Annotated in this window: 20 protein-coding genes; 10 read left to right on the top strand and 10 right to left on the bottom strand. The window is 32.6% G+C overall.

Annotation, left to right across the window (positions count from 1 at the left end):
• Positions 1–90: 90 nt before the first annotated feature.
• The 6 genes from MKY78_RS04985 to MKY78_RS04960 all read right to left on the bottom strand — a co-directional run bounded on the left by MKY78_RS04985 (position 91) and on the right by MKY78_RS04960 (position 4,921).
• Positions 91–357, bottom strand: coding sequence for a DUF5348 domain-containing protein (locus MKY78_RS04985; protein ID WP_339213335.1), 267 nt, complete (start codon positions 355–357; stop codon positions 91–93).
• Positions 354–1,154 carry an AAA family ATPase gene (locus MKY78_RS04980; protein WP_339213337.1) on the bottom strand — a complete coding sequence of 267 codons (801 nt, stop codon included), beginning with the start codon at positions 1,152–1,154 and terminating at the stop codon, positions 354–356. The genes MKY78_RS04985 and MKY78_RS04980 overlap by 4 nt, the downstream gene beginning before the upstream one ends.
• Complete coding sequence (locus MKY78_RS04975; protein ID WP_339213339.1) at positions 1,147–2,418, bottom strand: IS481 family transposase; 1,272 nt, start codon at positions 2,416–2,418, stop codon at positions 1,147–1,149. The genes MKY78_RS04980 and MKY78_RS04975 overlap by 8 nt, the downstream gene beginning before the upstream one ends.
• Positions 2,419–2,532: 114 nt before the next feature.
• Entirely contained in the window at positions 2,533–3,084 is a 552-nt protein-coding gene (locus MKY78_RS04970; protein ID WP_339213341.1) for a DUF6431 domain-containing protein, read from the bottom strand.
• A 468-nt stretch (positions 3,085–3,552) separates the two neighbouring features.
• Positions 3,553–4,302: a class I SAM-dependent methyltransferase gene (locus MKY78_RS04965; RefSeq protein WP_339216685.1), complete on the bottom strand. Its 750-nt coding sequence runs from the start codon at positions 4,300–4,302 to the stop codon at positions 3,553–3,555.
• The gene (locus tag MKY78_RS04960; protein ID WP_339216683.1) at positions 4,283–4,921 is read right to left on the bottom strand and encodes a hypothetical protein; all 639 of its coding nucleotides are present in this window, start codon (positions 4,919–4,921) and stop codon (positions 4,283–4,285) included. The genes MKY78_RS04965 and MKY78_RS04960 overlap by 20 nt, the downstream gene beginning before the upstream one ends.
• 430 nt (positions 4,922–5,351) lie before the next feature.
• On the opposite strand from MKY78_RS04960, the gene MKY78_RS04955 reads away from it, so the two are divergent.
• The 6 genes from MKY78_RS04955 (at position 5,352) to MKY78_RS04930 (ending at position 9,569) form a co-directional block, all read left to right on the top strand.
• Entirely contained in the window at positions 5,352–5,957 is a 606-nt protein-coding gene (locus MKY78_RS04955; protein ID WP_339216681.1) for a hypothetical protein, read from the top strand.
• A 47-nt stretch (positions 5,958–6,004) separates the two neighbouring features.
• Entirely contained in the window at positions 6,005–6,331 is a 327-nt protein-coding gene (locus MKY78_RS04950; RefSeq protein ID WP_339216679.1) for a hypothetical protein, read from the top strand.
• A 72-nt stretch (positions 6,332–6,403) separates the two neighbouring features.
• A complete protein-coding gene (locus MKY78_RS04945; protein WP_339216677.1) occupies positions 6,404–6,730 on the top strand; it encodes a hypothetical protein in 327 nt (108 codons plus the stop codon).
• Positions 6,731–6,782: 52 nt separating this feature from the next.
• Complete coding sequence (locus MKY78_RS04940; protein WP_339216675.1) at positions 6,783–8,258, top strand: LPD25 domain-containing protein; 1,476 nt, start codon at positions 6,783–6,785, stop codon at positions 8,256–8,258.
• A 299-nt stretch (positions 8,259–8,557) separates the two neighbouring features.
• Positions 8,558–9,166, top strand: a complete 609-nt coding sequence (locus MKY78_RS04935; protein ID WP_339216673.1) for a VanZ family protein — start codon at positions 8,558–8,560, stop codon at positions 9,164–9,166.
• On the top strand, positions 9,156–9,569 hold the full coding sequence (locus MKY78_RS04930) for a hypothetical protein (protein ID WP_339216671.1): 414 nt from the start codon (positions 9,156–9,158) through the stop codon (positions 9,567–9,569). Before MKY78_RS04935 ends, MKY78_RS04930 begins: the two co-directional genes overlap by 11 nt.
• 1,018 nt (positions 9,570–10,587) lie before the next feature.
• Here the strand turns inward: MKY78_RS04930 and MKY78_RS04925 are convergent.
• From MKY78_RS04925 to MKY78_RS04910, 4 genes are all read right to left on the bottom strand, one after another.
• The gene (locus MKY78_RS04925; RefSeq protein WP_339216670.1) at positions 10,588–10,896 is read right to left on the bottom strand and encodes a hypothetical protein; all 309 of its coding nucleotides are present in this window, start codon (positions 10,894–10,896) and stop codon (positions 10,588–10,590) included.
• A 172-nt stretch (positions 10,897–11,068) separates the two neighbouring features.
• On the bottom strand, positions 11,069–12,127 hold the full coding sequence (locus MKY78_RS04920; protein WP_339216669.1) for a hypothetical protein: 1,059 nt from the start codon (positions 12,125–12,127) through the stop codon (positions 11,069–11,071).
• 203 nt (positions 12,128–12,330) lie between these two features.
• Positions 12,331–12,576, bottom strand: coding sequence for a hypothetical protein (locus MKY78_RS04915; protein ID WP_339216668.1), 246 nt, complete (start codon positions 12,574–12,576; stop codon positions 12,331–12,333).
• A gap of 535 nt (positions 12,577–13,111) precedes the next feature.
• Positions 13,112–14,227: an IS4 family transposase gene (locus MKY78_RS04910; protein WP_339213018.1), complete on the bottom strand. Its 1,116-nt coding sequence runs from the start codon at positions 14,225–14,227 to the stop codon at positions 13,112–13,114.
• Between the two features lie 221 nt (positions 14,228–14,448).
• On the opposite strand from MKY78_RS04910, the gene MKY78_RS04905 reads away from it, so the two are divergent.
• The 4 genes from MKY78_RS04905 (at position 14,449) to MKY78_RS04890 (ending at position 21,356) form a co-directional block, all read left to right on the top strand.
• A complete protein-coding gene (locus tag MKY78_RS04905; RefSeq protein WP_339216666.1) occupies positions 14,449–15,387 on the top strand; it encodes a hypothetical protein in 939 nt (312 codons plus the stop codon).
• Between the two features lie 107 nt (positions 15,388–15,494).
• Entirely contained in the window at positions 15,495–17,045 is a 1,551-nt protein-coding gene (locus tag MKY78_RS04900; RefSeq protein ID WP_339216665.1) for a class I SAM-dependent DNA methyltransferase, read from the top strand.
• Positions 17,042–18,265 carry a restriction endonuclease subunit S gene (locus MKY78_RS04895; protein ID WP_339216664.1) on the top strand — a complete coding sequence of 408 codons (1,224 nt, stop codon included), beginning with the start codon at positions 17,042–17,044 and terminating at the stop codon, positions 18,263–18,265. The genes MKY78_RS04900 and MKY78_RS04895 overlap by 4 nt, the downstream gene beginning before the upstream one ends.
• Before the next feature lie 25 nt (positions 18,266–18,290).
• Entirely contained in the window at positions 18,291–21,356 is a 3,066-nt protein-coding gene (locus MKY78_RS04890; protein ID WP_339216662.1) for a type I restriction endonuclease subunit R, read from the top strand.
• Positions 21,357–21,530: the final 174 nt, after the last annotated feature.

The following is a 21,530-nucleotide window of genomic DNA, read 5'->3' as shown; positions in this document are numbered from 1 at the left end:
CTGAAATAATGTGCCGACTTTTTCACTTTAATTCAGTTTTGAAAATTAATATGCAAATTCTTTCAGACGCGCATTTGAAAGAAAATCCCCCTAAAAAGGGAGATTAAATGCAGGTATTAAATCCATTTGTAAAACACGTACCCTATACACTTCAAATAGGCTGAGTGTAAATGTGACTTCATTTTCAATCGTTATCAACCAGTCAGGGCTATCTTTCTCCATACAAGTTCTAAAATAACGATTCTGAATACGTATTTCAACTGACATTCCTTGTACTATTTCATAGGCTTGCTGACCAATCCATATATTCCATTCTTGCTTACCAAAATCAAAAAACATGATTCCACGACGCATCATAAACCACCCTCTTCGGCAGCCAGGCGAACAATTTCTTCATCTATTTGTTCTTTCTTCAGTTGCGCCCCATATAAAAGGCTATTGATAGTTAATGTATTAATAACTCGAGGCCATCCTTGGGACCGTAGAGCGATTGCCTCAAAGGCAGTTGCTGTGAAAATAGGCATTTTGGATCCTGCCATTTTCAAATGGTGATCAATATAGGCGGATACATCCTCTTTACTTAATGGCTGTAGTTGATACCTCATGATGACTCGTTGGGCTAATGGTCGATGGTGATTCAGATTCAGTCGCGTTTTTAAATGTGGCAAGCCCGCTAATATAAGGATAAAAGGATTCGTTGAATCCATCTGAAAGTTAAAAAGAATAGCTAGATCCTGTAAAAAGGCATCTTTTGCCATATGCATCTCATCTAGAATAAAGACAGGTGTAACCTTGCGTTCCTGATCCATTCGTTCAATTCCTTGTTGGATTTGGCGAAACAGATCCACTTTACGAAACTTCGGATCCTCCCCCAAACCGTAAGCCAATCCCCGATAAAAGTCCATCACGCCACCCGTAGACAATGGGAAGTAAACCACATGATATAATGCTGGGTTAAGGGACTCCTTAAATGACCGCAAAGTAAATGTCTTTCCAGCACCGGGATCGCCGATAACTAACCCAATCCCTTTGGATTTCCGTAAATATTCCAGTCCATTCAATGCCTCCTGATATCCTGCGGACGGGAAGGCTTCTGCTTGGTTCATATCTTTGGAAAATGGTGTTTTTGCTAGGGAATAAAATGATTTATACACGATTCATTTCCTCCCCCTGATCTGTTGTTTCCGATACGGCGAATGGCGATTGTCTTCGCTTAATATGAGCGTTGTCATGCATAGAGACTGGAACGGCTTCAACTACCTTCTTTCCATCCTTGAAAATATAGACAGCTTGTTCATCCATTCTAACTTCAATCTTTTGACCAATATAGTGAGAGGGTACCTCGTATAATTGTTTGTCCAACGTAATTGTACCATCCAATTTTACCTTTCTTTCTGCCCGTTTTAAGAAAATGGTATCTAAAATGGATAGGTCCTCTAAAAATGTGATATGATCTAGTTGGGAATGGAACACTTCGTGTGGTGTTTTCCCATCTAGAGAGGCATGTGGCTTTCGGTGGTAATCCTCCTCAAGCCACTGCCAAAAACGTTCATTTAATTCCTCTAGGGAATGAACCGGATCACTTTTTAACAGTGGATAAAAACGTGTTTGTATGGTTTTAAATAATCTCTCGATTTTCCCTTTGCTTTTAGGATCATAAGGCTGCGTGTGTGCTAATGTAATCCCTAATTGGGCACATGCATATTGCAGCGTATCAGACCGATAAATTTTGCCGTTATCCGCATAAATGATGGTCGGTTTCCCACGTCGTATCAACGCTTCCCTCGTCACTTCACGCAATCCATCGAATTTCTCGGAAGAGAAAAATTGTGCGTAAGGTACAAGCCTGGAACAGTCATCAATATATGCAATAAGAAACGTTTTCTTCGCTTTTCCATTGATTTGAATATATGGACCGTGTGACAAATCCGCCTGCCACAATACATTGACCTTATCGTGGGCAAATCGTTTCCGTTCTTTTTCTGGATGATAGCTCGTATGATATCTACCAGCTAACTTATGTTCTTTTAGGAGCCTATTGATGGTGGCGTATGAAACGTCGTGCTTTTGTATTTCCCCACGTTTAATCAGTTGGTCGTAAAAAACACTGACAGGCATATGGAGAAATTCCCTTCGTATTTCTAAAATATGATCCTTATCATCTGGCGATAGTCTTCTAGAATCCCCACGATCGGAACGCCTTTTTGGTTTCAAAGCATCAAAACCATTCCTACGGTAATGAAGAAGCCATTCTTGCATGGTTTTAGCTGCAACCTTCCGTTTCCCATAGTAAGGAACCTGGTGGATTTTCCCCTCCATTTCTTGAAAATATTCCTTTGGCTTCATTTGCCCATTCAAAAGTGGGGCAATCAAGCCATAACGAAATAAAGCAATTTCTTCCCGTGTTTTCTCATTCATGAATTTTTCCTCCTTTTTATAAGAAGGACAACCGGTTATCCATTGCTTTTATTCTACTTTTTTCATCAATAGTTTCATAGGCAAGACTTATGTGGGATTAATACTATTTTTTTATTACGAAAAATATGGTAAAATTAATTTGCCCATAAAGTATGATGATAAATGACCCCAGCTCCTTCGAAAGAAGGATGATTCTCCAAAATCAAGGATCATTTTCATATATTTTAGGGCTTCTTTTTTGAGTCTTTTTGAAAACCCCAATTGATGCCCTAAATCCACAAAAAAGCTATGTATCCAATGAAGCTGTTCATAAAAGCGTCTGACGTGCTGGGCTAATTGCTGACGGCTTTCATTCACTTTCTTCCCCTCCAAGAAACGAAGTACCCTATCAATAATCGTATGTAATGTATGTTGGAAATAAGGAATAAGAAAATCAGGTAAAATAGAGATATTGACCTTGCAAACCAAGCATTTGAAACGACAAATTGGAATCCGCAGTTCCCTTTGTTCATCTATTCCATAGCGCCAATAGAAGCCGTTACGATGAAGATTTCCCTGTGAAATGCAGTTACAATTGGGGCATCGGTCAAATGTTGGAAATTCATTCTCTTTTTCCCTTGCCCCATACTCTTCAAGGCCAATTCCAAAATTAAATGAAATGATCATAAAAAAACTCCCCCTTATAATATGCAAAAAATTTAGCATATTGTGTCAGGAAAGTACAGTAATCATACTGGAGGAATTTGATTTAAATAGGCCAATTTTGGATGGGATAAAGTGATGCTTTACACCATTATGGTTAAATGAAATTATGCTCATACCAAATCCTCTTTCAGGGTCAGTGAATACCTCGTATTCATCAACTCTACACAAACCTTTACAATTTAAGCACTTTTCATATGGACGATCTTCTTGGTATTGAAACTTTTGCTGTGTACTGACGAAGTATCGCTCCCAACCTTCAGTCCATTGATTTAGTTGATATTTATCACAACAATAATTGCATATTGAAGTTTTTGTTACGTTGCATTCAAACACACTTATTCTTTTGTTACAAACACTACATTTATTCATTTATTCCCTCACCCTTTTTTTGCATATTTCACATAAAATCTATTAATCTTGAAAGCGAATTTAGAATAGTTTAGATTTAATACCTAAAAATCTTGGATAGTTATCTTTCGTAGGAAACAAAGATAACATTTTGGAATCTGGTACTGGCTCTACCATTTCTTCTATTATGAATCCTTCTTTACAGAGAGTATTTATGTATTGCTCAAGAGGTCTATGAATATGTGTTGTTTTTTGGTTATTTTTATCTAAAGAAATATTGAATGGAGCTTCTATAAAAATTTCGTCCTTATAATCAAACCAGCTTTTATTAAAGTAATCCCAATAAAGTGACCAATAACAAGGGTGGGTTATAGTAAAAACAAAATTACCATCCTCTTTTAGAACACTCTTAATAGATTTTAATATACTCTCCAAATTAACAACATCCATTAACACCATATTAGCCACTACTAAAGAAAAATTATTTTTGTTTCCTTTATTTGAGTATTCTTCCAGGGAACTGTTAATAAAAGTTAAGTTTTCAGTAGCATTAAAATACCTTTTTGCAATCTTAATACTATTTTTGCTCAAATCTATCCCCACTACTTTTTGTGAACATTCTGCTATATAATTTGTTAAATTGCCTGTTCCACACCCAAAATCCAATACATTTTCTATATTACATGAATCTATTAAATCAAGGATACAGGGCTTGAGAATATAATTAAAACTTAAATCTTTATTATTGCTAATTTGTTCAAACCTTATATTAGAAATATCATCCCACTCATTGGCTATTTCTTTATTGGTTTTACTGTTTACTGGTTGCATTTTGGTTAACCCCTCTTTTATTAGCTTGACTGTACTTAATTAAAAATTTTGCGAGATCATTTGCTATAGGGAATTGATACCCATCTGAGCTAGAGAATTCCTCAATAAAATGCTTCCCATTTTGTTCTTTCCCTATAGCAACTTTACTATCAATTCTTCCTGTTCTAACGATAGTGAACCTGGAATTAGGAGTATATCCGAACTCTCCATATGTATATATATTTGCTCCATTTTTTTCAAGATACTCAGTAAATCCTTTATTCTTTGCTAAAATAATAGTTAACTCATTATTTATAGCCTTTTGTAATAACATATCCTTAATATCTTTGTCATTTCTTGCCCAACTCATATCTCTTGTAAAAATAGTCACTCTACCGCCTTTTTTAATCCAACGAAACATATAAGCATTGATTTCCTTTTCATTCTTGCAATATATCCCCTTTTTTTTCTTACTCAATTTCCATTCGTAAACTAATGCGAAAATAAATAAAATAATTGCTAAACAAATTAAAAAGCCCATAAAGAAGGAAGATGGATTCTCATTTCCTTCTATTAAAAAAATTATACCTATTAGAGATCCTAAAGTCCCTAAATGACCAAACCACTTCAAATAATACATATATTATCCCCCTATTATTTTTCTATAAGAAAATTATAGTTAATTAATATCAAAAGTTCCATGAATATATAAAAAACTACAAACTGCGGTTATTTTCACTCTTCAATTAACTGTGCACATTGTCTGGAAATAGTAAAGAAATTTATTAAGCACAATTGTGTCATCCCTTCAAGCGGTCACAAATGTATAATAATACTTAGTTGTTTGTACTTTTTAAGTACTTTTTGTTTACCTATATAAATAAATTATGTGCTAAATTGTTAGTATAAGCAGGTTAAACTCCTGTATCCCCCTTCCTGCTGTGCAGGATATTTAAACTCCCAAATGGGAGTTTTTTTATTATAAAGGAGTTGAAGGCTATTGATATAAAAAATGAATTGTGATCTTAGGTTAAGGATTAATAATTACAAAAAATATGGGAGTGAATTAAATGAATTCTGTTAAACAAAATGAACAGTTATTGAAGCAACGGTATTTGGAGTTTTTATTAGCAAATAGAAACTTAGAACATGAACCTGAAAATGCTAATTTTATTTCTAAGAAAAATAAAGCTGAACAATCATACTATGACGTTTTAGTAAAGTCAAAAATACCACAAGTTAGACTTAATGAGTTGATAAAGGAAGTTGAAGAAAGTTTTAAATATACCAACTCCTACAAAGAAAGTATTTTGGAGCAATTGAAAAATATAGATATTGTTTCAGAGAGTGACTATAAAGAGTTCTATAAGTCAGAAATACTTGCTTTAATAAATAAAGATACTAGCAAGGAAAGTAATAAGTCGGTATCAGAACGAAGTAAAAGGCAAGAAGAAATGAAAAAATTTGAAGAGAAACATTCCTTTGAAGAAATTTTTATGTTGAAGAAAGAAGTTTTGAGGGAAATTCGAGAGCTAGAATTAACCCCTGTACAAAGAGAAAGGTTAGATCAAATAGAAAAAAATTTAGATGAGGAAAAGAAGTTAAATGACGAACTTATGAAAGAACGGAAGAGAGGGGCAAATAAGCAACAAATTAATAAAGAAATGGAACGTTAAGGACTTCTATCTTAGAAGTCCTATTTTTTATGGGGGTAAGTAATAGAGTGAACAAGATGGAACTAGAATTACAAAAGATATTAACGGATGAAAATATTAAAATTGATCGTCATGATTTTGGAAATAGTACATTATACAATATTCCTTTTAAAGATGACCGTATGAATGATGGTGTAATTGATATTTGGATACATGATAATTCTATTTATTATGAGTGTTCTATAAGTAAAGAGAAGGATGGATATATTGCTGAAAATTTCCAACATATGGAGAGTATAGATTTAGTAAGAAATTACATTAATCATTTTAATGTAGTTAGAAATTCCTCTTCCAAAGAAAAGATAGGAGATAAATTTGAAAGGAATGTTAGATGAAATAGGCTTCACGAGAAAGTTTTTATTTACATGCCTTATAGATTCCAAAATGGATCTTAGGGAGGTGGCATTTTGGAACTAATTGACAAATATCTAGAGAGTTTAAAAAATCGCATTATTTGTGATGATTCGTTTGAATTTAATAAATATCAGGGGCACATAGGTGCATTAAGGTTAGCAAAAGAACTCGGAGATGCTTTAGAGCTAATGGATTTTCAAGAATCAAACTATCTTATAGATCATTCCTATGATAATTTATTTAAAAAAATTTACGGTAATAGTGTTCAAATTCTTCAAGAAGAGTGGAAATTAATAATTCTTCATGATAACGCTATACGTCCTCAAATAACGAAAAAACAATTCTTAGAAAAAGAAAATAACGCAAACTGGGAACGATAAGGACTTTTCAATTTTGAAGTCCTTTTTTTATTTCTAGAAAGGATGTTGAATCATGATTGGTAGAAAAACAGAAAATGAGAAAAAAGCGCGAATCGCAAATATAACAAAGTCAGCAGAGGAAGCGATTGACAATTATTTTGAAACACCAAAACAGATGAAAGAATACCTATTGTTTATGAGTAGGATTTATGGGTATTCTCCACGCAACAAAGCTTTAATTCATCGTCAGTTTCCGGGAGCGCAAGCAGTTGGGTCTTTCAAGTTTTGGAAAGATAATGGTTTTTCAGTGAAAAAGGGAGAAAAAGGTATTAAAATTATCGTTCGAAATCAGACAGTTCCAAAATTTAAAGATGAAAAAGGCAAATGGAAGAATATTAAACATGCAAATGAAACAGAAAAGAAAAAGATTAAATCTGGTGAATTAGAAAAAGTTGAAAGTAAAATATACTATAGTGAGGGTAATGTATTTGATATTAGTCAAACCAATGCAACGGCTAAAGATTTACCTGAAATATTTCCTAATCGCTGGTTAGAGGGGGATGTTAAAGATTACCATATAATGATGAATGCCTTAAGGAAAATTGGAAAAAATATTGGCTTCACAATAGGAGAACCTCTACAAGAATTAGGAGTTGCGAAAGGTGCATGTTATTATACAGAAGGAACAAAGGGAGGTCATATCGGATTAAACCCACGTAATAGTGAGTTGCAAAATTTCAAAACCCTTAGTCATGAATTGGCACACGCAAAACTTCATGTATCAAATTACAAAGAATTATCAAGAGCGGAAAAAGAGTTTCAGGCTGAATTGACCGCTTTTTCAGTTGCTTCTTATTTTGGAATTGATACTAGTGATTACTCGCTTGGATACCTTGCTAATTGGACGAAAGGAAAAGATTTAAAAGATAAAGCAAAATTGATAGAAGAAGTACATGAAACAGCAATGGAATTTATTTCTGCAATTGAAAAAGAAATAATTATTAATAAAGAAGTAAGTAAAGAATTAACACTAGAAACTAAGCATGATAAGGAATTAATTCTTATGGAATATGGTAATTTTGGAAAAATAGATATAAAAAAACTTGTTAAACTTGATCTAGAGAAAATGTTTATGAAGAATGGCGCTTTAGAAAGTATAAGTAGTTTTAATGTAGAACATAAAGAGCGATACACCCTAATTGATCCAGAAACTGTTACTGAACCTACTATTGTTATTAAGTGGTCAGAAGCTAGTAATAAATTAAAGTCAAATGCTATTTTACCTTTTAAAGAGGCAAACGAGATAATGAAGGAAATTATAAAAGAACAAGTTAATGAAGTAGGGTATTATAAAACTTGGTATAGTGTTCTATTACCTAATAATAATGGAGATATTGATGTCTTAGCTATGGATCGGATAGATTTGGGGGATGGATATTATAGTTCCCCTTATGAACAAATTATAGAAGAAAAGAACCTTTCGCAAGAGCAATATAAAGCATTAAGTAATGTTCTAATAAATGAAAGAGATTTAGTGCTTAACCGATAGTGTGATATAATTGACTATAGCGAATTTTTGTAAAGCCTATTCTATTTTAGCACTTGTTAAACCATTTGCTACGCAATGTTGGATATAGTGGATTTCCTAGTTAGTATAAGAAAGCTGAATTGATAACCCATAACAATAACGAATGATAAGACTACCATTTCAAAGTTGGTAGTCTTTCTGTTTAATATATTATTTATGGCGGAGCCGAGAATTTTAAATAAAAAAAATAAAAAAAAAAGAGGAATTTATATGAATTTGTTGAATTATTAATATAGTTATAATGAAAAGGGGGTGATTACATGGATATATTGATTTTAAGCCCAATCTTATTAATAACATTTGTTATCTTATATGGATTAGTGAGTACAATATATCTTCTTAGAAAAAAAACAAGTATTATCCAACTTTTAATTAATTTATCGTTCTATATATATTTATTTTTACTTATCAACAAGTCTTTATTCCCGATTCCAATAAGTGAAGAATATATTCAAATGTTAATTGAACAAGAAACTGAGTCACAAAATAAATTTATACCTTTAGACATAAAAAATATGATAGATAGTTACACACTTAGTGGAATATTTGACAACTTATTACTTCTAACTCCATTTGGATTTTATGCACCTCTTGTATTCAAAAGAATTAACAATTTAAAATCTACACTCCTTCTGGTATTTATTACTTCAATAAGTATTGAAACTTCAAAACTATTAATCTCATCTTTAATTAGTTTTACTTACAAAGGATTTGTTATTGATAACATTATTTTAAATACAATTGGAGGGCTAATTGGTTTCTTAATTTTAGCTTTACTAATTCCTATCCTGAAAAAACTATTTAATAAAAATAAAATGTATTTTGATCATAATAAATTTTTTATAAAGGAGAATATAAATGAAAATTAAAAAAATCATTATTATTTGTTTTGCTCTATTTTTAATTTCACTTCCTACCGTTGCCTTTGCTTACTCTTACGCATTTACTGTTAGTTTTACTTACCAAAAATCTGCACAAAGCTTATTCTGGTTACACCCCCAAAACGGTAGAATATATATGGACGTTACAAGTAGTGCAAGAGGAGGAAGTCCAACTAGCCAACTATTCTATGTGGATGTAATAAGAGAAAAAGGTTTCTCAGGAGAGGTAGTAGCAACTTTTCCTTTTTTAAGAAGTGGTTCCAATCAAAAATTAACTGCTTATGTAACTAATACCTCATATGATAAGTATTCTTTAAAGTTTAGAAAGAGTAATGACGGTCAAACAGTAGATGCTTACGGTAGAATTTACGATTATTTTTACTTTCAATAAAAATAAATATAACAGATAGTCTCATTGAGTAGTGAGGCTATCTGTTTTAATTTATTTTAAAACAGTACTTATTTAAAAAATCTTAAGTATAAACAAAATCCAATTATACCACCTATTAAACTAAGAATTATATCATCAATATCAAATACCCCAATTAAAAGCTTATATTGAAAAAATTCTATAGAAGATCTAATTATAATTACTAAAAATAGAATCCATTTAATAGTATTAAACTTTTCAAATATTATAGGCGCTATGATTCCTAAAGGTATGAAAATTAATATATTTCCCAATAACTTTACGAACCATATATCGAAGTTATAGTTAGAAAAATTATTTAAGTAATTTAATATGCTGTTAAACGGTAAGTAGTTATTACTGGGAAGGTCACCTAAAAATGGACTTCTTAACCTAAATGTAGGTTCGATAGTAATAAAAAAACAAATAAATAAGAGTAACAAGTAGGCTAAACCTATGGAATAATAAGTAAGCTTCTTTTTATTTGAACTCATCAAATTAACCACCCTTAATTTACATTTGTATAATTATATTTGTTTGTCCAATTTAATATTCTTAGAAAAAAACTTTTTTTTTAGACGACCGTAAAAAAGTTACAGTTTGCCATTTTGTATCCTTAACTTCTTCGAATGTTGCAGTGAGAATTCAGATGAATTACGAGGAGGGCTAAAGGTATATAGAAGGAAGTTTACAAGTTTATCATAATGGGAAAGCAAAGAAAATTAGGGATTCAAAACCAATTATTGTTACTTGCAAGGGTAATAATTCTGTTCCCATACCGAACAAAAATACCACTAAATAGCTTATATCTAAGGAGTAGAATCCATTTTGAACAATCTTTTCAAAATGGATTCCTTAATTTAAAGTAGTATGTTGGTTAGTTGCGGTTTTTAATCGATTTTCTTTGTTAAACTTAAATATAGTTAATATAAAAAATACGATTATTTTTTAGTTCTTGGAATAACCTAAAAAAATGTAGACCGGGCAATCCTCAAGCAATTTATTTTCCCAAATCAAAAATGCTTGCGTCAACATCTACATAATCATTATTTTTTAAGGATTTGCTTTGGCTTTCTTCTTCTGAATTATTTATAGTTGGACTAGATTCCTCGCTAAATTTATTAATCTTTACTGGTGATAACTCTATAGAATTTTTACTCTCAGTATCTTGGTTTAAATGAGCCATATAGTGCCTAATCGCCATTCTAATATACTTCGATTTCTGACGTTCAGGTAGAGAGCTAAGAAATTTATGAATATCTGCATCTTCCATATCGTCATAAGAGAATAGCTGTCTTAGAGTAGTCATATTTACACACTTCCTTTTTTATTAAGTGTTAATTTTATACAGTGACATATTATAACATTAAATCCCCCTCTTTTTCTCTCTGATATCTTAATCAGTTAAGTTATCAATTACAATTCATTCAGTAAAAGGTGTCTTATCATATAACGATAAGACACCTTATTACATATTTAATTTACATAGCGTTTGCGTGTATATTTTTACCTTTACTTAAAATGGTAAGAGCTAGTTTATAAAAACCATCTAAATTTGCTTGCTGTGAATCATTTACACTGTTTAATGACTCTTCATTAAACATTTCCTTAAACTGTTCACCGGCAATATTCTCACCGCCACCAGTAACAATAAATTTATCGATACTATTACGGTTGGTAAGAGTGCTATCGATATCAGAAATACGCTTTTCTATAAAGTCAATTATAACCTCTTTAGCAATATGTTCAAATGAGTATTTTTTTCTTTTTGATATTTGAGCTACAAGGCTACCATTTTGAAAACCTTCCTCTATATAAGAGAGGTCTAACCCTTTGACACCATGTTCTCTCTCTAATTTCTTTGCGATTCTTTTGTAAACATCATTCATCCCTTCATAATAAGTCTCTGATTTATCATCGATACGTTTTAGATTCTTAAATGTATCTATAATTGTTGTCCCTGCACCAAAATCTACAACTGTAATTGTACTTGTCATTAACTCCTTATGTACTTGCCCAGATTCGTTCATGTAAACATTCAATAACGTTCCTAAAGGTTGTTCAATAATACGAACGTCAGTTACATTTATAACCCGTTGCTCACCATTTCGTGTAACAACATGTTTTTGTTTTATGAATCGTTTAAAATCTTCAGCTTCTTTTGTACCAACTTCTTGAGAAGGCAAGCCAGTAACGACAACAATATCATTAAGTTCATGATCTTCGTAGTCACTTGCCAGTTCTGAAAGTATAAAGGAGCAAAGTAATTTGAATCTCTTTTGTGTATAACGATTATTATGAGTATAGGTTAAAATTAAGGCATCTGGATCAACAGCCTCTTTTATACCTTCACCCCATATATAAGTTGTTTCATCATCTAAATTTGACACGTAAGTTTGATAGTTTAAATTAGATTCAAAATCAATACTTGAGTTACCAAGTGTTTCTTCTTTCGCTATAACACTAGGTGCTATAATTTTCCTTTTACCATTACGTGCCTTCACAAAACCATTACCAACATCAAACGCAAATGCTAACATATCTATCCACTCCTAGTTTAAATTTATTCCTTATGTAATAATAATATCATACTACAGTATATACTGCAATACATAATAAAGTAACAGTATATACTGTAGGATGTATTTAGAAGTTTAGTTCTGCTACAGTATATACTGTTTATTGGTTAGCGAATATATTACTTTTTGGTTGTAATGTCGCTTTAATATAATGTTTGATGTTTTTAACTTATAAATTTATCAAATTCTTCTTTACTGATAAAACCCATATTAAAAAAAGTATTAGCTTCTTCTTCACTAATGCAATTTAAACTGTTCTTGTTTAACAGTTCCACTTTTACATAATTAAATTGTTTTTTATGAATAAACATAAAGTTATTTTGTCTGCTATTTCTTATAGATTCTTCTGTTAGGACTTTATCTTTATCAACTTCTCTTTTGGAAAAGTTGATACATTTTTTCATCATCAAGAGTGATATAAATTTTACATGTATCAAATGGTAACTTCATAGTTAACGATCTCCTTTATTTAATATTTTCTTATGTCGCTTCTTTTCTCTAAAATGATCAAACTGTTTTATAAATCTACATGTAAATAATTCAAATATTTTATAGTTGCGTGGAAAAATGAATGTAAATTATCCATAGCACAATAAGACTATAATGTTAGACGTTATTTCAATATTATCTCCTTCAATGGGTCGACATTCTTTCAAAATATGAGTTAAATAATTTTGTTTATAAAAACACTTTTGTTTCTACACATTTTCTACACATAGATTCTTAATAATGTTGATATAAAGGCGGTTATACGGTCATATAGACCCCGACCACCGGTATCTTTTATATTTTTTAAGTCACTAGTGTTGCAAAAATAATGTCGTAATTTTCAGTTTTATTATATCTTCTGTTTAGAGCCAAAAAAGTAAATACCGAATTAAAGGTGGCTCCATCCATTTGGAAATAATTTACAATTAGACCTGTGTGACAACGACAATTTGCTTATTAAGGGACGGATTTGCCTTCAATCTTTCGAAGCCAAATATGCGCTGGTTTCCATAATGCAGCCCTTAAATAACGGCTAATTTGTAGCGTTTTTCGCTTGCTTTTTGTTTCAATTTGCACAAGAACATGAAGGCAAAAAACAATAAGTGCGATAAATACTTGGTTTTGAATCGCCCATTCGCTCTGACCGTAAAACTTCTTAATGCTGAGATGTTGTTTGATCCATTTGAAGAACAATTCAATTGCCCAGCGTGATTTGTACATTTCTGAAATCTCTTCGGCACTTAAATCAAAACGATTTGTAATTAAATGGAGTTCATTTCCCTTTGAATCCAAGACCTTTATCAGGCGAAAATAATTTTCAGCACGGTTTTGTGTAGTACCAATTAAGACCATTTGGTCTGATAAAACAGGCATATTTTCGGGCAACTTAAAGTTGTAAACTTCCCGTATGACTGCGTTTTTCCGCAGCCTTGAAAGGAAAAAGTAGCCCTCGTCGGTCATGCGGTCAAAACGTTCGTAGTCTAAGTAACCACGGTCGAACACATACATGCATTCTTTGTCATCTACCATAATTTCAAGCTGGCCTCGGTCATGTTCTTTTGCAGTTGTCATTACGGCTTTTTCTGGGTAAGAAGTGCCTTTTTCCATAAATACAAGACGCAGATGCAGTTTCACTCCTGCCTTTGTTTTGCGGAATTTTGCCCATTTATGATTCGTCAAATTCAGTGGCAAAGTGCTAGAATCAATAATTTTTAATGGCATTACAAGTTTCGTATAATGCGTTTTGGCATGAATTTGTGATACTAAATCGAGAAACAGTCTTTGGAAAAGGTCGGGATTCAGCCCATTTAATCGTCGTGATAACTGAGAAATACTAATAGAATCAAGGTCGATAGCCCTTTGAAGCTTGTCATCGAAGAGGCAGTCACTTAGTGCATGAAGACTCTCGACTTCCTGTAGCTGTGCAAAAAGCAGTAACTTTAGGAACGACTCTGTCGTTAATTTTTTCGTATAGAAATCTAATTTCAATGTTTTCACCTGTTCTTCAAATAATTGAAAATTAATTGGTGAAAACCATTGTCCAAATGAAGTTTTTCGTGTAATCTTGTCCATGAGATTTGTCCTTTTTAGTGGATTTGGACGGGTTTACCACCTGACTTATCCATTATAAAGGACTTTTTCTTTGCGCAAAACAATAAAATTGAACATTTCGAGTATTTTTAATAATAAAATTAATTTAATGCAACGCTAGTGGCCTAATAGGGAAATATTTTTTATGAAACCTAGTGAAAGATTTAAGATTTAAAATATCATTAAAAAGGGGGATGAACTAAGTGAGCGACAAAGAGAATTATGTAGATAATAAAGAGACGGAGGAAAATGGTAATAATTTCGATAACACTGATTCTCTTAGACCAAAAGATTATCAACTTCCATACATAGGCGAAGAATTTAAAGAGCGGATTAATGAAATTCAAAAGCAATTTCTGTCAAGTGTACAACCAGTCATAGATTTAAGAAGAAAACTAATTGAACCTATTACTGAAATGCAAAAACAAATTAGCGAGGCTCTAAGACCATTTACACAAATAACAGAAGCCATTAATCAATTAACAGAACCTTTAAAGGGAATAGATTGGGATGCCTTAAGTAAAGCTGCGGCAGAAAGACTTAAAGAAATAGATGCTTTCTTAAAGGAACAAGAAGATAACTTATGGTGTATAGATGTTGACCTTTTAGATGCTCTCGAAAATGATGAAGTAAGTAATTATGCAGATTACATTGATTCAAAACTAGATGAATATGTTCTGGAAATTACAAGTGATCCAATATATGAATTACATGTGTCACTGATTAAAGAAACCTATGGAGCATATAAAGCAGGATATTATAAGTTGTGTACGTTTCCATTGTTTTCTACATTCGAACATATAGTAGCTTCATGGTATGAAGGAAATATTACTGAAGAAGAAATTGCAGTTAATCTGAAACCTAAACAGAAACGGCTATATTATAAAATTCAAAAGCTGACAAATGAAGAAAATGGCCAAGAAGGATTCATTAAAGTGTTTGCACAATCAGTATTAAGGATATACCAGAAAACATTCGTATCAATTCCTGAACAACTTAACAAAGAACTAAATCGAAACTCGATTACACATGGATTTCATGGTTACGATTCCATTACTCAAGAAGACGTTTTAAAACTATTTCAATTATTAAAGGCAGCATTGATATTAAAATATGTAAGTCCTAAGCATTTTATAGAATAAGTTCATGTTGATTTTACAACGGAGTTAATGTTCCCTTGTCAAGGTTCAAAGTTCCTATTCTTATGGTAAAATAGAGTATAAATGTAACGAACATCGGAGGAGAAAGTATGACAGTTAAAGCAGATATAGATTTTCAGAAGGATTTATTTGATGCGGCAAACAAAATGAGAGGGAGTATTGCACCATCCGACTATAAACATCATGTTCTTCCACTTATTTTTTTAAGATACCTTTCCAATAAGTTTGAGCAACGGCAAGTAGAAATTGAATCGATGACAAAGGATCCAAATAGCGATTGGTATGCACCAGATCAAGAAATGTATGAAATTATAAGTGAAGATCGAGACTTATATCGTGCTGAAAATGTATATTTTGTTCCAGAAGAATCACGTTGGTCTTATATTGTAAAAAATGCTAAACAGCCAAATATTAAAGAAATCTTAGATATAGCAATGAAGCGATTAGAAGAAGAGAATCCTGAATTAGACGGAATACTTCCACGTATATATCAAAGCTCGAATTTACCAGCAGAAAATGTTTCAGGTTTAATTGAAATATTTTCTAGAGATGTTTTTAGTGCTAAGGATGAAAGAAGTGTTGATATATTAGGTAGAACATATGAATATTTTATTAGCTCTTTTGCTTCATCAGAAGGTAATAGAGGTGGGGAATTTTTTACTCCATCTAGTATTGTTCAATTATTAGTGGCCATGCTTGAGCCTATTAGTGGAAAAGTCTTTGACCCTGCATGCGGTAGTGGTGGGATGTTTATTCAAAGTGAAGATTACGCACCGAGGAAAAGAGAACTTTCATTTTATGGTCAAGAGAATGTGACAACAACGGTTCGACTTGGAAAAATGAATGTCCTTCTTCATGGGATAAACGCAGACATTCGTTTAGGGGACTCATTACTAAATGACCAATTTCCAGATTTAAAAGCCGACTATGTTATTGCCAATCCTCCATTTAATCAAAAAGATTGGGGAGCAGAACGTGTTTCTAAGGATGATCCTCGATTAATTGGTCCGGTAACAAATAGTAACGCTAACTATATGTGGATGCAGCATTTTCTATACCATTTAAGCAATAAAGGAACAGCAGGTTTCGTCATGGCTAATGGTGCAATGACAACAAATGTTAAAGAAGAAAAAGAAGTTCGCGAGCGTTTAGTGGATGAAGGATACATAGATTGTATTGTGCAATTACCAGAAAAACTCTTCTTTACCACAGGTATTCCATGCTGCTTGTTCTTCTTAAGTAAGAATCGAGATGGAAAAGAAGACTTCCGTGAGCGTAAAAACGAAATTTTATTTATTGATGCTCGTAAAATGGGGACTCTGGTTAGCCGTAAGCAAAAAGCTTTATCGAAAGAAGAGATCGAAAAAATAGCTGCTGTTTATCATAACTTCAAAAATGTAGATACTTCTAAAGAGTATGAAGATGTTTCAGGATTTTGTAAAGTATCGACAATTGATGATGTTCAAAAGAATGATTATAAACTTACACCAGGAATATATGTTGGAACTGAAGAGTCAGAAGAAGACGGTGTACCATATAAAGAAAAAATAGCAGAATTAACTGAAATTCTTTACAAACAATTTGAAGAGTCAAATCGCCTTCAAGAGAAGATTAAGAAGGACTTGGAGGGATTGCTATGATTAAATGGAAAGATGTTTCCCTAAAAGATATTAGTTCTTATAGTACCGAACGAATAAATGTAGATAAATTAACAGTATCAAATTATATTTCTACTGAGAATATGTTACCTGATAGAGGGGGGAAAATAAAGGCTTCATCACTCCCATCTTCTAAGACGGTTTCAAAATATGAATCTGATGATATCCTTATCTCTAACATCAGACCATATTTTAAGAAAATTTGGTATGCAAATCAGACTGGTGGCTGCTCAAATGATGTTCTAGTTATTCGTAATAATAATCCTGAAAAAATTGTAAGTAGGTATCTTTATTACTGTTTGTTTACGGATGATTTTTTTGATTATGTAATGTCTGGTGCAAAAGGAGCTAAAATGCCAAGAGGAGATAAGGATGAGATAATGAAATATCAGATTTCTTTGCCACCTTTAAGCGTGCAAGAACAGATTGCAGAAATGTTAACTAATATAGATAATAAGATTAGTCTGAATACGAAGATGAATAAAACTCTAGAAGAAATTGCTATAAACTTATATAATGAATGGTTTACTAATTTTGGTCCTTTTCAAGATGGAGAATTTGTGGAGTCAGAATTAGGAATGATTCCTAAAGGTTGGGAAGTTCTAGAAATTGGTAATGCTATACAAATTTTAGGCGGGGGCACTCCAAAGACAAGTGTTGAGGGGTATTGGAATGGTGGCCAGATAAATTGGTTTTCACCAACTGATTTAACAACACAAAAATCATTATTTCTTACAAACTCTGCAAAAAAAATAACTAAACTTGGGCTTAAAAAAAGTTCAGCAAAACTTTTTCCACCTTATAGTGTTATGATGACAAGTCGTGCAACTATCGGAGAAATATCTATTAATCGAACAGAGGCATCAACGAATCAAGGGTTTATTACTTTAATTCCAAACGAAGATTTTTCAATTTATCAACTAAATTTTTGGCTGAGGTCTAATATGGAAATAATACTATCAATTTCTAACGGTAGTACTTTTAAAGAAGTAAGTAAAACAAACTTTAACAAACTAAAGATATTAAAAGCAAAGGGAATAGAGGAATTTATAGATAAGTGCGAAAAACTGTTTGATAAAATTGAATTAAATATTTTAGAAAGTGAAGAATTAACTCGGTTACGTAATTACCTTCTTCCACGTCTCCTATCAGGTGAAATAGATGTAACAAAAGCAGAGAAGGAAATTTCAGAAGTATTATAACATTTCTAACGGAGGTGAATACATCATGACAAGACCTCTAGGTGAATCTGAATTTGAAGAAACGACAATAGAACGGCTAAAACGATTAGGGTATGAATATCTTCATGCTCAAGATCTTTTCCAACGAGGTGAGAGAGAGCGTCTACAAGAAGTTGTCCTTCCTAATCGTTTGGAGAGTTTTTTAATGAAAAAGTATCCATTTATTCCAGCATTGGATATTAAGCGCTTGGCATCATTATTTCTTTTACCAGAAGGGGTAGGTTGGCAAAATCGGAACTTTGAATTTCATCAATTAGCAGTTAAAGGGATCGATTTTAAGTATGAGATAGATAATGAAGAAAAGTTTGTTCATGCCTATCCTATTGATTGGGATGAGCCTGAAAATAATGACTTTCTTGTAGTCAACCAGTTATCGATTGAAGGTAGAATGTCACGAAGACCTGACATTGTTATTTATGTAAACGGCTTGCCGCTGGTTGTTTTTGAATTAAAAGGTCCGAATAATCCAAATGCGAGTGTATTTGATGCTTATACACAAATTCGTAATTATACGTCGGATATAGCTCAACTTTTTGAGTATAATGCGTTTGTAGTTGTTTCAGACAATATTGAAACGAAACATGGCATGCCGTCAGCTCCATATGACTTCTTTGCATCATGGAAGTCAATGGATGGTGAAACTGTTGATAATAATAAAGCTAATACAATGCGGACACTGATAAATGGTTTGTTTCGGAAAGAACGTTTATTAAATTATATTCGTAATTTTATCGTCTTTCTTGATAAAGGTGGTAGTAATCATGTTAAGATCGGTGCAAAGTATCACCAGTATTTTGGTGTTACTTTCGCAGTTAAAGAGGCGATACGTGCAACACGACCAAATGGTGATCGTCGCATCGGAGTAATGTATCATACCACGGGTTCTGGAAAATCATTAAGTATGTTATTTTTCTCAAATATTCTATCAAAGCATCCAGAGTTAGAGAACCCAACTATTGTTGTTCAAGTTGACAGAACCGACTTAGATCAGCAGTTGCATGACACTTTTATGGAAGGTCGTTCCATGATTGGTCATATTGAACATGCCGCAAGCTCTGATGAATTAAGAGAGCTTTTAAAAGGAGAAGCAGGTAAAATTGTATTTTCCACCATTGAGAAGTTTCGTTTAAAGGGCGGGGAAGAGCACCATCCAGTTTTATCTGAAAGAAGGAATGTAATCGTTGTCTCAGATGAGGCTCATCGTACTCAAAGTGGATTTGACGGAGGGTTTGCTGCTCAGATGCGTTATGCCCTTCCTAATGCTTCATTCATTGGTTTTACTGGTACACCGGTACAATTATTAGGAAACAATACACAAGAAATTTTTGGACATATTATTCATCGATATGATATGGCTCAAGCAGTTGAAGATAAAGCAGTATTACCACTTTATTATGAAAGTAGATTAATTCCATTAGATTTAACTGGTGGGGATATCGATGAAGAGTATAAACAATTAATGCAAGATATTGGTTCACTTGAAGAGGAAACAGAAGCATATAAATTAAAATGGGCCGCATTAGAAAAGGTAGTCGGTACACCAAAGAGACTAAAAACGTTAGCTCATTCTATTATTTCTCATTTTAACGCAGCAGCAAACCCATTTCAAAAAGGAATGGTTGTTTGTATGAGTCGTAAAATAGCTGTTCGCTTATATGATCAAATGCGTCAAATTCCTGATTGTCCAGAAGTAGAAGTAATCATGACTGGTGAAGTATCAAAAGATCCAAAAGAGTGGCGTGAGAAAAACGAAGGAAGTAAATACGCCCATATTAAAACCAAAGAGGAACAAGAGGAAGTTAAAGCGCGGCTTCGAAATCCAGATGACCCATTAAAATTGGTTATTGTTGTGAGTATGTGGCTAACTGGATTTGATTCACCAAATTTATCATTCCTATATGTGGACAAACCAATGTATGGCCATAATTTGATCCAGGCGATTGCAAGGGTAAACCGAGTGTTTCCTGGAAAAGAAGGCGGCCTAATAGTGGACTTTATTGGCATATCAGCAAATTTAAAAGAGGCAACCCAGAAGTATACTGGTAATAATGCAACAAAAACATCTGATGCAGATATAGGACAAGCATTAGAAATTTTTTATCGTAACTTTGAGAGAGCAAAAAGCTACATATCGAAACAATATGATATTTTTAACTGGCGTTCTTTAGATAAAGTAGCAAGAGAAGATTTGATTGCAGACATTGTAAATGATCAGCTAAATGCAGAACCCGAGGAATTTATTGAGGATTGTGTAAAAACAGAAAAAGCTTTTACACTTGTAAAGCACAGAGAAGAAGTACTTAAGTATGCAAATGCAATAACACTGATGCAGATGGTGAGAATTCAACTTAGAAAACATATAGCACCACCCCCTTTTCGTCCAGAGAATAATCAAACACTCGAAGAACGTTTAACGAAATTAGTAGATGATCATCTATTAACGAAAGAGCAGGTTGATTTATTTAAAGTAGCAGGAATTGAAAAGCCTGATATAAGCATTTTAGATGAAAACTTTCTAAAAGATACTGAAAAAAAAGAGCATGAGGATTTACGCTTAAAACTCTTGCAAAAATTGCTAGAGGATCATATCCAGCTGAATTATAAAAAAGGAAGCCCAAAAGAGCGAGACATGAATGAGCTTCTTCAGAAAACATTAAAAGACTACCATAATAGAATCATTCAAGCTGCAGACGTAGTTAGAATGATGGTACAAATGAAAAAGGAAGTTGACGAAGAGGCAAAGCAAAGACAAGAATTGGGCTTATCTGATGAAGAAATTGAGTTTTATAAAGTGATAACTTCCTTGGAATTAGACGCCTTCGATAATCAATTTATCGCTAACTTGATCCATAAAATTGTAAAAGAAGTTAAAAAACAGCTTTCAGTAGATTGGACTAGTGAGCATCGACGAGATATTTATGCCAAAGTCAAATTATCAGTTAAGAAAGTTTTAATACGAGAGAAAATCAAAGGAAAGCAGCTTGAATTTATTACAAATGCGATCATGAAACAGGCTGAGGAGCAATATAGGGATTGGCCGTTGAATGCATGATATCAGTGTCAGAATCTAATTCCTAAAGGAATAAAGTTTGAATATACAGGAATTTATTTTAAATTAGGATTACAAACAACCCAAAGTTCCAAAATGATGATAAAGAAATTAATATCAATGAGATGATACAAGGATAATTAAAAAAGGATACTATTTCTTTATAATGTTTCAGGT

Source organism: Ornithinibacillus sp. FSL M8-0202 (assembly GCF_037975285.1).
GTDB classification, from domain to species: domain Bacteria; phylum Bacillota; class Bacilli; order Bacillales; family Amphibacillaceae; genus Ornithinibacillus; species Ornithinibacillus massiliensis.
The sequence above is the reverse complement of the archived record's forward strand: the minus strand, read 5'-3'. Positions and strand labels throughout refer to the sequence as shown.

Bases quoted from the DNA above. Each gene is read 5' to 3' on its own strand.
- MKY78_RS04955 (WP_339216681.1), top strand. From the start codon at position 5,352: ATGAATTCTGTTAAACAAAATGAACAGTTATTGAAGCAACGGTATTTG.
- MKY78_RS04895 (WP_339216664.1), top strand. From the start codon at position 17,042: ATGATTAAATGGAAAGATGTTTCCCTAAAAGATATTAGTTCTTATAGT.
- MKY78_RS04910 (WP_339213018.1), bottom strand. From the start codon at position 14,227: ATGGACAAGATTACACGAAAAACTTCATTTGGACAATGGTTTTCACCA.
- MKY78_RS04890 (WP_339216662.1), top strand. From the start codon at position 18,291: ATGACAAGACCTCTAGGTGAATCTGAATTTGAAGAAACGACAATAGAA.
- MKY78_RS04975 (WP_339213339.1), bottom strand. From the start codon at position 2,418: ATGAATGAGAAAACACGGGAAGAAATTGCTTTATTTCGTTATGGCTTG.
- MKY78_RS04900 (WP_339216665.1), top strand. From the start codon at position 15,495: ATGACAGTTAAAGCAGATATAGATTTTCAGAAGGATTTATTTGATGCG.
- MKY78_RS04940 (WP_339216675.1), top strand. From the start codon at position 6,783: ATGATTGGTAGAAAAACAGAAAATGAGAAAAAAGCGCGAATCGCAAAT.
- MKY78_RS04920 (WP_339216669.1), bottom strand. From the start codon at position 12,127: ATGTTAGCATTTGCGTTTGATGTTGGTAATGGTTTTGTGAAGGCACGT.
- MKY78_RS04985 (WP_339213335.1), bottom strand. From the start codon at position 357: ATGATGCGTCGTGGAATCATGTTTTTTGATTTTGGTAAGCAAGAATGG.
- MKY78_RS04960 (WP_339216683.1), bottom strand. From the start codon at position 4,921: ATGTATTATTTGAAGTGGTTTGGTCATTTAGGGACTTTAGGATCTCTA.
- MKY78_RS04965 (WP_339216685.1), bottom strand. From the start codon at position 4,302: ATGCAACCAGTAAACAGTAAAACCAATAAAGAAATAGCCAATGAGTGG.
- MKY78_RS04930 (WP_339216671.1), top strand. From the start codon at position 9,156: ATGAAAATTAAAAAAATCATTATTATTTGTTTTGCTCTATTTTTAATT.
- MKY78_RS04970 (WP_339213341.1), bottom strand. From the start codon at position 3,084: ATGATCATTTCATTTAATTTTGGAATTGGCCTTGAAGAGTATGGGGCA.
- MKY78_RS04935 (WP_339216673.1), top strand. From the start codon at position 8,558: ATGGATATATTGATTTTAAGCCCAATCTTATTAATAACATTTGTTATC.
- MKY78_RS04925 (WP_339216670.1), bottom strand. From the start codon at position 10,896: ATGACTACTCTAAGACAGCTATTCTCTTATGACGATATGGAAGATGCA.